The 11,523-nt window shown below is 46.9% G+C and carries 9 protein-coding genes; 1 reads left to right on the top strand and 8 read right to left on the bottom strand.

What is annotated here, in order from left to right; translation table 11 throughout:
• On the top strand, nucleotides 1-287 hold a 287-nt coding region (locus tag A3IE_RS0117590), incomplete at its 5' end, for an IS1 family transposase (protein ID WP_020396944.1).
• A gap of 168 nt (nucleotides 288-455) precedes the next feature.
• On the opposite strand, the gene acnB is transcribed toward A3IE_RS0117590, so the two are convergent.
• From acnB to A3IE_RS21205, 8 genes are all read right to left on the bottom strand, one after another.
• A complete protein-coding gene (acnB, locus tag A3IE_RS0117585; protein ID WP_020396943.1) occupies nucleotides 456-3,047 on the bottom strand; it encodes a bifunctional aconitate hydratase 2/2-methylisocitrate dehydratase in 2,592 nt (863 codons plus the stop codon).
• A gap of 28 nt (nucleotides 3,048-3,075) precedes the next feature.
• The gene (locus A3IE_RS0117580; RefSeq protein WP_020396942.1) at nucleotides 3,076-4,380 is read right to left on the bottom strand and encodes a citrate synthase; all 1,305 of its coding nucleotides are present in this window, start codon (nucleotides 4,378-4,380) and stop codon (nucleotides 3,076-3,078) included.
• 38 nt (nucleotides 4,381-4,418) lie between these two features.
• Nucleotides 4,419-5,282: a succinate--CoA ligase subunit alpha gene (sucD, locus tag A3IE_RS0117575; protein WP_020396941.1), complete on the bottom strand. Its 864-nt coding sequence runs from the start codon at nucleotides 5,280-5,282 to the stop codon at nucleotides 4,419-4,421.
• Nucleotides 5,279-6,448 (bottom strand): ADP-forming succinate--CoA ligase subunit beta, encoded by a 1,170-nt coding sequence (gene sucC, locus A3IE_RS0117570; RefSeq protein WP_020396940.1) that lies wholly within the window; start codon nucleotides 6,446-6,448, stop codon nucleotides 5,279-5,281. The genes sucD and sucC overlap by 4 nt, the downstream gene beginning before the upstream one ends.
• Nucleotides 6,449-6,527: 79 nt before the next feature.
• Entirely contained in the window at nucleotides 6,528-7,961 is a 1,434-nt protein-coding gene (lpdA, locus tag A3IE_RS0117565; RefSeq protein ID WP_020396939.1) for a dihydrolipoyl dehydrogenase, read from the bottom strand.
• A gap of 8 nt (nucleotides 7,962-7,969) precedes the next feature.
• Entirely contained in the window at nucleotides 7,970-9,187 is a 1,218-nt protein-coding gene (gene odhB / locus A3IE_RS0117560) for a 2-oxoglutarate dehydrogenase complex dihydrolipoyllysine-residue succinyltransferase (protein WP_020396938.1), read from the bottom strand.
• Nucleotides 9,188-9,577: 390 nt separating this feature from the next.
• Entirely contained in the window at nucleotides 9,578-10,561 is a 984-nt protein-coding gene (locus tag A3IE_RS0117555; protein ID WP_020396937.1) for a coiled-coil domain-containing protein, read from the bottom strand.
• Nucleotides 10,558-11,511: a hypothetical protein gene (locus tag A3IE_RS21205; protein WP_245539214.1), complete on the bottom strand. Its 954-nt coding sequence runs from the start codon at nucleotides 11,509-11,511 to the stop codon at nucleotides 10,558-10,560. Before A3IE_RS21205 ends, A3IE_RS0117555 begins: the two co-directional genes overlap by 4 nt.
• Nucleotides 11,512-11,523 lie beyond the last annotated feature (12 nt).

The raw sequence follows: 11,523 nt of genomic DNA, 5'->3' as shown, positions 1-11,523 counted from the left end.
CGCGAGCCGATAGCACCTTGAAGCAACTCTTGGAACGGTTGACACCTTTCAAACTGGCATTGTATTGCACGGATGATTGGGGCGCTTATGAGCGTTTATTGCCTGAAGATAAGCATTTAATCACTAAGCGCTACACACAAAGCATTGAACGGCAAAACCTGAATTTGAGGATTTGGATTAAACGTCTAGCACGCAAGACGATCTGTTTTTCTAAGTCTATCGAGATTCATGACAAAGTCATTGGAACCTGTATCGAAAGACGCTTCTTCAACTCCTTTAAATCATGACCAAATAAAAGTTTGTCAGAAAAACAGTTGTATCTTTTTTCGCCATAAAAAATACAAGTAACTACGCTGAAAATATGGCTTGTTTGTGACAATTAAATTAGTCATTAGGAGCATAAAAAAAGCCCCGCATTGCGGGGCTTCTCGTTTCACCGTTATCTGTCAAGCCACTTAGGCAGCAGCGTCTACGCTTTCAGCCGCTTTCAGATAATTTTCCATTTTATCGAAGTTCAAGTAACGATAAATATCAGAAGACATACTATTCAACTGATTCGCATACTGCATGTATTCCTCAACCGTTGGCAATTTACCCATCACTGCGGCCACAGACGCTAACTCAGCCGAGGCCAAGAATACATCCGTGTTAGTACCTAAACGGTTCGGGAAGTTACGGGTTGAAGTAGACACAGCAGTCGAACCCTCTTGGATACGCGCTTGGTTACCCATACAGAGTGAGCAGCCAGGTATTTCCATACGCGCACCCGCCGTACCATAAATGTTGTAATAGCCTTCATCACTTAATTGAGAGGCATCCATTTTGGTCGGTGGCGCAATCCACATACGGGTTGGGATTTGCTTATTCGCCGCTTTCAACAATTTACCCGCAGCACGGAAATGACCGATATTGGTCATGCACGAACCGATGAATACCTCATCAATTTTACGACCCGCCACACTCGAGAGTAAACGTGCATCATCAGGATCATTCGGAGCACACAAAATAGGCTCTTTAATTTGATCCATATCGATTTCAATGACGGCAGCATACTCTGCGTCTTTGTCAGCACGCATCAAGCTTGGGTTAGCCAACCACTCTTCCATGCCTTTGATGCGACGATTAATCGTGCGCACGTCACCATAACCTTCCGCCAACATCCACTTGAGCATCACGATATTCGAACGTAAGTATTCAGCAACGGACTCTTCAGACAAGGCAATGGTGCAACCTGCCGCAGAGCGTTCTGCTGAGGCGTCAGATAATTCAAACGCTTGCTCAACAGTCAACGTTTCTAAACCTTCGATTTCGACTACGCGCCCATTAAACACATTCTTCTTACCTTTTTTCTCAACGGTCAAAAGACCTTCTTGAATCGCTTGGTAAGGAATCGCATGGACTAGATCGCGTAAGGTAATGCCGGGTTGCATTTTGCCTTTGAAGCGGACTAATACTGACTCAGGCATATCTAAAGGCATAACCCCAGTTGCCGCCGCAAACGCTACTAAGCCAGAACCTGCTGGGAAGGAAATACCAATTGGGAAACGGGTATGTGAGTCACCACCAGTACCGACGGTATCAGGCAATAACATACGGTTTAACCAAGAGTGGATAACGCCATCCCCTGGGCGTAATGAGACACCCCCACGCGTCATGATGAAGTCAGGTAGCGTGTGATGTGTTACAACATCGACTGGCTTTGGATAAGCCGCCGTATGGCAGAAAGACTGCATCACTAAATCAGCCGAGAAACCTAAGCACGCCAAGTCTTTTAACTCGTCACGCGTCATCGGGCCTGTCGTATCTTGAGAGCCTACCGTGGTCATTTTAGGTTCGCAGTACATGCCGGGGCGAACACCTGTCATACCACAAGCCTTGCCTACCATTTTCTGCGCTAAGGTATAACCTTTACCGGTGTCAGCTGGCTGCTCAGGAGAACGGAATAAATCAACCTTTCCTAAGCCTAAGGCTTCGCGTGCTTTATTGGTTAAACCACGACCAATGATTAAATTAATACGGCCACCCGCACGCACTTCATCTAAGAGAACTTGGGTTTTTAAGCTAAAGGTAGAAATAACTTCGTCAGTACCGTGACGCTTTACCACACCTTCATAAGGGTAAACGTCAATCACGTCACCCATGTTCATTTTGGAAACGTCCATTTCAATCGGTAATGCGCCCGCGTCTTCCATGGTATTGAAGAAGATAGGCGCAATTTTGCCACCGAAACAGTAGCCACCTGAACGTTTGTTCGGAATGCCCGGAATATCGTCCCCAAAGAACCACAGTACCGAGTTGGTAGCTGACTTACGAGAAGAACCTGTACCGACCACATCACCGACATAAGCAACCGGAAAACCTTTGGCTTTAACCGCTTCGATTTGCTTCAAAGGTCCCACTGAACCTGGATTAACAGGTTCAATGCCATCGCGTGCCATCTTCAACATTGCATTCGCGTGCAAGGGAATGTCAGGCCGTGACCAAGCATCAGGCGCTGGAGACAAATCGTCTGTGTTGGTTTCACCCGGTACTTTGAATACCGTAACAGTAACTTTCTGTGGTACTTCAGGACGTGAAGTAAACCATTCACCCTCCGCCCATGACTGCATCACTTGCTTAGCAGCCGCATTACCCGCCTTCGCTTTTTCTGCAACGTCATGGAAAGCATCAAACATCAATAAAGTATGAGATAACGCCTTAGCCGCTGCCGCAGCGGTTTCAGCTTGATCCAACGCCGCAATTAAAGGCTGAACATTGTAGCCACCTAACATAGTTCCCAATAATTCAACCGCACGCACTGCGGAAACTAAATTGGATTTGACTGCACCCTTGGCAACATCCGCTAAGAAAGCCGCTTTAACATAAGCCGCTTCATCCACACCGCCCGGGATACGATTTTCGAGCAAATCAACTAAAAAAGCTTCTTCACCTGCGGGTGGGTTTTTCAATAAATCGACAAGTGCAGCCGTTTGCTTAGCATCTAAGGGCTTGGCTGGCACACCTTCTGCTTGGCGCTCGGCGACATGCTTACGATAGTCTTCTAACATACTCACTTCTGGTATCTCCTAAAATCAATTAGCGCTTATCCAGCATCACATAATCCCGCCGTGTTGCACCCATATAAAGCTGACGTGGACGGCCAATACGTGCTTCATCATCACTCATCATCTCACACCACTGCGATACCCAGCCCACTGTACGCGCCAAGGCGAACATCACGGTGAACATCGAAACAGGAATACCCATGCTTAGGAAGATAACGCCAGAATAGAAATCCACATTCGGATACAAACTACGCTCCTTGAAGTAAGGATCGCTCAACGCAATTTGTTCCAGCTCGCGTGCAATATCAAATAACTTTTGGTTCGGGTTACCGGGTGGCAAACGATCTAAGATTTCATTCGCTAATTTACGAATGATTTTAGCGCGTGGGTCATAGTTCTTATAAACCCGATGCCCGAAGCCCATTAAGCGGAAACGATCATCTTTATCTTTGGCACGATTGACCCAATACGATAAAGGCTGGCCTGATTTCTCAATGTCGCGCAGCATATTAATAACGGCTTCATTAGCGCCACCATGTGCAGGCCCCCATAAAGAAGCAATACCTGCCGCTACCGCCGCAAATGGATTCGCTTCCGAAGAACCCGCTAGACGCACGGTTGAAGTTGAAGCATTTTGCTCATGGTCGGCGTGCAGAATCATAATCACATCTAAAGCCTTAGCCATCAGCGGATCAACTTCATACTCCTCAGTCGGCATAGCAAACATCAAATGCAAGAAGTCTTCGGAATACTTCAAACGATTTTTTGGATAATTAAAAGGGAGTCCCATGGAGTAACGATAACTCCATGCCGCAATCGTTGGCATTTTTGCGATCAGACGATGTGCGGAACGCTCGCGCTGAATAGGATCATGGATGTTTAAGTCATCGTGATAGAAGGCGGATAGTGCACCTACTACACCCACCATCGTAGCCATCGGATGCGCATCACGACGGAAACCACGATAGAAACCTTGAACTTGGTCATGCAGCATGGTATGGCGAGTAATGATGCTTTCAAACTTCATTAACTCTTCGGCAGTAGGCAGGTTGCCATATAGCAACAAATAGCACACTTCAACAAAGGTACTGTGCTCCGCCAATTGCTCAATCGGGTAACCCCGATACATGAGCTCGCCTTTGTCGCCATCCAAGTACGTAATGGCACTGGAACAGCTTGCGGTTGCCATATAGCCCGGATCGTAAGTGAAATACCCTAGCTCTTTATACAGCTTACGAACATCAATCGCTTTAGGGCCAACCGTTGGACTCAACAGATCAAGTTCAACTTGCTTACCTGTAGAATTATCGGTCAACGTAACGCTTTCTTTACTCATCTTGGCACTCCAGATGTCGGGTAAATATCAAATAGTCCTCAGCGTAGAATGGCAGCAACACCTTGACCCATTTCAGCCGGAGATTTAATGGTACGTACACCTGCTGCTTCCAAGGCCGCAAACTTTTCGTCGGCTGTGCCCTTGCCGCCAGCAATAATCGCGCCAGCATGACCCATACGCTTACCTTTCGGTGCAGTTACGCCCGCGATATAAGCCGCTACAGGTTTAGTCACGTTCGCTTTAATAAAGGCGGCGGCCTCTTCTTCTGCTGAACCACCGATTTCACCACACATTAAAATAGCTTCGGTTTGTGGGTCATCTTGGAACATTCTTAGTGCATCGATGAAGCTTGTGCCCGGAATTGGATCACCGCCAATACCAATACAAGTACTTTGCCCCCATTGATTGGTTTGCTTAACGGCTTCATACGTCAGCGTACCCGAGCGAGAGACAATACCAATCTTGCCGGGTTTGTGGATGTGACCGGGCATAATGCCAATTTTGCATTCACCTGGGGTGATAATGCCTGGGCAGTTAGGGCCGATTAAACGCACCCCTAAACTATCGACGATCATCTTTGCTTCCAGCATGTCCATGACGGGAATGCCTTCTGTGATGCAAACAATCAGCTTTACGCCAGACTCAGCAGCTTCAATGATGGAGTCTTTGCAGAAAGGCGCTGGCACATAGATAACTGTTGCATCTGCGGCTGTTTCTGCAACCGCTTCTTTCATAGTGTTAAAGACTGGTAAGCCTAAATGTGTAGTACCGCCTTTACCCGGAGAAATACCGCCCACCATTTTAGTTCCGTAAGCAATCGCTTGTTCGGAGTGGAAAGTACCTTGCTTACCGGTGAAGCCTTGGCATAGAACTTTTGTATCTTTGTTAACTAGGACACTCATGCAGCACCTCCTACCGCAGCAACGATTTTACGAGCAGCATCGCCAAGATCATTCGCAGCAATAACCGCCAAGCCACTGTTATTCAACAGTTCAGCGCCTTTTTCAGCATTATTACCTTCTAAGCGCACTACCACAGGAACCGTGACGTTAACCTCTTTAACGGCTTGAATAATGCCTTCTGCAATCAAGTCGCAACGTACGATACCGCCGAAGATATTAACCAGAATGCCTTTGACCGCTTGGTCAGACAGAATGATTTTGAAGGCAGCCGCGACACGCTCAGCCGTTGCACCGCCACCGACGTCAAGGAAGTTGGCTGGTTGGCCACCAGATAACTTAATGATGTCCATGGTTGCCATGGCTAAACCCGCGCCGTTGACTAAACAGCCAATGTTACCCTCTAAAGCAACATAGTTCAGATCCCACTCAGACGCTTCAATTTCACGAGCATCTTCCTGTGACTTATCACGCATTTCGACTAAGGCTGGTTGGCGATACAGTGCATTGCCATCGATATTCACTTTACCGTCCAAGCACAGTAGATTGCCTTCTTTAGTGACCACCAATGGGTTTACTTCCACTAAAGAAAAATCTCTTTCTTTGAACATCTTGCCTAAGCCGGTTAAAAGCTTGGTGAACTGAGCAATCTGATCACCTTTTAAGCCTAAACCGAAGGCTAATTCGCGTGCCTGATAAGGCATGACGCCGCTAATGGGATTAATCGCGGTTTTGAGAATTTTTTCTGGCGTTTCATGCGCCACTTTCTCAATTTCCATACCGCCTTCGGTGGAAGCCATGATAACCACGCGACGGCTAGCACGATCTAATACTGCACCCAAATACAATTCACGATCGATGTTGCAAGTTTCTTCAACTAGAATCGTGTTGATCGGTTGACCATTCGCATCGGTTTGGAAAGTGACTAAATTAGTACCTAACAGAGAACCTGCGAATTTACCGGCTTCGGCTGGCGAGTCAAATAACTTAACACCACCCGCTTTACCACGGCCACCAGCATGGACTTGTGCTTTGACAACCACTTTAGGAGTGGTTAAAGATTTTGCCGCTGCCTCTGCTTCAGCAGCTGAGGTAGCAACCTTGCCATTTGGCACAGGCAGGCCATATTGGCGGAATACCTCTTTAGCTTGATACTCGTGTAGATTCATCCTGGTTTCCTTTGGTTACCGGCACACACACACTGTGCCTTGTGCAATTGGCGCTACTGAAGTAGCGCCGTTTGTATCATTAACGTTTGCGATTGACCGCGTGTAAGGCACGACCATCAACAGCTAATACCGCTTCATGTACAGATTCAGACAAGGTCGGGTGTCCGAATACCATACGCGCCAAATCTTCGGATGACGCCTCCATTTCCATCGCAATCACGCCTTGGCCGATTAATTCAGAGGCCATGGGGCCAACAATGTGCATACCCAATACACGGTCTGTTTTAGCATCCGCCAACACTTTCACAAGGCCAGCCGCTTGATCCATCGCTTTCGCGCGACCATTCGCTGCAAACGAGAAGCTACCCGAACGATAAGTCACACCGGCTGCTTTGAGTTCTTGCTCCGTTTTGCCAACCCATGCGATTTCGGGATGCGTATAGATAATCCACGGGACACAATTGAAGTCTAAGTGAGGTTTTTGACCGACGATGCTTTCTGCAACACAGACGCCCTCTTCAGAGGCTTTATGCGCTAACATCGGACCACGAACACAGTCACCAATCGCATAAACATTAGGGAGGTTCGTTTTGCAATGATCGTCGACTATGACACGGCCACGTTCATCGAGTTGCAGATTCAAGCCTTCGCCAATTAAGCCTTGCGTATTCGCTTTGCGACCTACTGCCACAATCAAGCGATCTACTTCTAAGGTCTTCTGGCCTTGGCTATCGCTATAAGTCAGCGTTAAGCCATTGTCACCCACGGTGACATTGCCTAACTTAGAACCCAAACGAATATCTAAGCCTTGCTTCTTGAATTGCAGTGCCGCTGCTTTCGCTACATCACGATCCGCCGCCGATAAAAACTCATCCATCGCTTCGAGGACAACAACCTCCGCGCCCAATCGACGCCAGACACTACCCATTTCCAAGCCGATAACGCCTGCACCGATTACCCCTAAACGCTTAGGGATAGTTTCCCAATCCAAAGCGCCGGTCGAATCAACGATCCGCGTATCTAGCCACTTAGCAATCGGCAATTCGATAGAGGTGGAACCCGTTGCAATGATGACATTCTTAGCACTCACCGTTTGTGAGCCAGCATCGTGACCTGTTACCTTCACTTGATTGTTCGGCAACAATTGACCGCTGCCTTGTAACCACGTGATATTGTTGGCTTGGAACAGTTGCGCAATACCACCGGTTAATTGCTGAACGATTTCATCTTTGCGTGCAATCATTTGCGGCACATTGATGTGCAAACCTTCAACGCTAATCCCATGTGGGCCATTATAATGGGCAATTTCTTCATAGCGCTCCGAGCTTTCTAAGAGTGCTTTAGAAGGAATACAACCTACATTTAAGCAAGTACCGCCTAAGGCTGGTTTACCTTGCTTATTAATCCATTGCTCGACGCAAGCGGTTTTTAAACCTAATTGCGCACAACGAATAGCGGCCACATAACCACCTGGACCACCACCGATTACGACTACATCAAATTGATCGCTCATTCCTTACCTCACACGTCCAGAATGATACGAACTGGGTTTTCAACCAATTCTTTAATCGTTTTGAGGAAGGTGACCGCGCCTTGACCATCTACAATACGGTGGTCATAAGACAACGCCAGATACATCATCGGACGAATCACAATTTGATCATTAACAACCACGGCACGCTTCTGTGTTGCGTGCATCCCTAAAATCGCGCTTTGTGGTGGATTCAGGATAGGGGTTGATAATAAAGAACCAAACACACCACCATTCGTGATGGTGAAAGTGCCACCAGATAAGTCATTCATATCTAGCTTACCGGCTTTAGCTTTCTTAGCGAATTCTGCAATCGAGCTTTCGACACCCGCCAAACTCATATGCTCAGCATTACGTAGAATCGGTACGACTAAACCACGATCCGAAGAAACCGCAATACCGATATCACAATAATTATGGTAAACGATGTCATTACCATCGATGAAAGCATTAATGCTTGGGAAGCGTTGTAGAGCGACCGCCGCCGCTTTCACGAACATAGACATAAAGCCTAAGCGAACGCCGTGTTTCTTCTCGAATAAATCTTTGTATTCATTACGTGCATCCATTAGCGGCTGCATATCGACTTCATTGAAGGTCGTCAACATCGCGGTGGTTTGCTTCGCCTCTAATAAGCGCTCAGCAATACGTGCCCGTAAACGGGTCATTGACTCACGCTTCTCACCACGATCCCCTGTCATCACGGGCGCGGCTGGCGCTTTAGGGGCTGGCGCAGCGGCAGGTGCTGCTGGTTTAGCGGCTGAAGCAGCTTGTACATCTTCTTTCAGAATACGACCATCCTTACCAGAACCAGTCACATCAGATTTCGCTAGCCCAGCTTCATCCATAGCTTTACGCGCGGCCGGACCTGATTGAGCATCGGCACTAGGCGTAGTAGCACGTGGAGGTGATGAGGGAGCAATAGGGGCTGGAGCAACAGCTTCTGGCGCTTTTGGAGCAGGTGCAGCAGCACCAGCAGCAATACGACCTAACAATTGGCCACTAGTCACGGTAGAGCCCTCAGCCTCAAGAATTTCAGACAGAACGCCATCCATAAGAGCAGGAACTTCAAGCACAACTTTATCGGTTTCAATCTCGACGAGAATCTCGTCCGCTTTGACCGCATCACCCACTTTCTTGCTCCAAGAAACGACTGTTGCATCTGCCACAGACTCGGGTAATACCGGTGTTAAAATTTCACTACTCATCCTGTCCACATCCTCTTCGTCAGTTTATTTGGCGGTTTTGGTGGTTTTAAAAACCATCTCATGACAGTGTATTGCATGTACACTCAATACAGGCGGATCATTGCAACCAGCACCTGCTGGAGCCGCTTTTGTTGACAACTCGGCTGACTCCTCCTCGTAAAAGGCCTTCCCTACCTAAAATTGTCGACATTATACGCCCGTTGCTACCACTGTCAAATAGCGTTACGGCATATATTGTCGACAAAGGTATGATTTTGCTTGACTTTACCGCAGTGCAGCACAGTCAAAAAAATCACCTATCGAGAAAACATTTTTCTTATGATGGTAGTCACACACAAACACTGAATGTGCACGTATTCTGGTTAAAACTGCCCATCATTTCAACAAAGGTTATGGTATAGAAGGTGGTGTTATCGGCGTTGGCGTTGTTGAACCGGTTTGGGTTGTACTGGTATTAGCGTTTGTTGCTGGCACAGGAATACTGCTATCTGTTTGATAATAATAGTCATATTTATTTAGCATATCCCGTGTAAACACCCACGCTTCGTTATAAGACAACCCACTTGAGGAAGGAATAACAATTTTCACATATAAATTAGCGCCATGTTTAGCCTTTAAATCGCTGAGTTCGGCCTCTATTTCAGAGCGATTTGCGCTGCGATATTGCGAATCACCGGGTACACGAATTTGATAACCCGAACGTTGATACACGACTTCAACGACGGTTTTATCTTTAGCGGAACGCGTTGGCTTGAGTAATTTCTGATATTTACTATCTAAAGCCGCAAAATCTCCTTTTAAACTGACTAATGCTTCGCGGTCTTTTTCAGTTTGTTGACGTAGATTATTTAAAGCGGTTTCGCGCTCAGTGGCTAAGGCTTGGCTAGTGCTTAATTGGGTACGAACCTCCCCTAACTCTGTACGTAAGCGACTGAGCTCGGTCGTTGTATTACCTAGCTCTGCCTGCAGGCTGGTAATCTGTTGTTCACGCTGTTGCAAAGAATTCGCCTGCACCGAAGCCTGCGCTTGTGCTTGACTCATTTGACTGCGTAAAGTGCTTAAATCTAATTCTGCTTTTTCATTCGCCGCACGACTTTCTAGCAATTCCATTTCAGAAGCCGAGGCCAAACGTTTGTAATAATCCAATTGCTCTTCGAGTGTGGCATTTTCTTTCAAGGTAAATTCGGCCAACTGACTCGCCTTTTGCTCCGCCATCACACTGTGGCGCAACTTATCCATTAATTGCGTATTGGTCAGTACCACAGCGACGACGACAAGTAGAAACACCATGACAATCACTAACATCATGTCAGTAAGGGACGGCCAGAAGCTTTCCTCGTCTTGTTCAACTTGATGGAAGCCTGGGTTACTCATGACGAACGCTCACTACGCACGGATGTGCTCACCACGCGACTGTCTAGACGAAAACCTTCCCGAATCGAGTCACGAATAATGCGCAAATCATCACTACTATTACTAATTTTTAAGGTATGAGCCTGCAGATCGCTCACCGCCACTTGCAAACGTTCGCCAGCTGCTAAAAAGCGATCTTGCACGGTACCTATCGTTTCTGCAGCAGCACGCAATTCATTGGCTAGCGTTGCTACATCGTGCAACATATTACTTTCAATCGTGCGAAAACGTGGCGCAATATACAGGGTCGTAGCCCCTTCTAAATTCGCTAAGAACTGATTACGCACATCCTGCAAACGCAAATTGAAATAAGCAAAAAATAAGTAGCACACAATGGCTGTCATGGTCTTACTCAAAGCCGCTGCCATACCACCAATAATCACTCCCATATTTTGCACATTATCAGGGCTATCTAATAAACCCGCCGCCCCCATTAAGGAACTTGACAGAGAAATAACGGTTCCTAATACACCTAACAAAATCAACGTGTTGTTCACAAAGCGCACTAAGGTAAAACGGGTGCTTTCACTGGTAGCTGTTACTCCCGCTAAAGCAGCTTGATCAATCTCTGTTTGTTGTTGCGCTAAAATACCTACGGCTTGATAACGCTCTACAATTAACGCTTCGAGTGGCATTTTATAGGTGGGATTAGCAACTTTGTCGCGTGCCCGCTCAACAAAGCTATTTAATAATGCTTGCTCACGGGCGTAACTCAATAACAGCCACACAATACGCAGTAAGCCGATTAGGAATAACGCAATAATCACACCATTTAGCCACCAACCTTGGAAGCCAGCCTTGGTAACTTCGAAAAACTGCTCAACGATAGAGCGGTTAAAGATTAGAAAGGCAGCGATGGCTACTAACAGCAGGATAATTTGAGCAACGGCAAAATAGGCTTGGCTTGTCACAGATTTCAAAAT

The organism is Thiolinea disciformis DSM 14473 (assembly GCF_000371925.1).
Classification (GTDB): Bacteria; Pseudomonadota; Gammaproteobacteria; order Thiotrichales; family Thiotrichaceae; genus Thiolinea; species Thiolinea disciformis.
The sequence above is the reverse complement of the archived record's forward strand: the minus strand, read 5'-3'. Positions and strand labels throughout refer to the sequence as shown.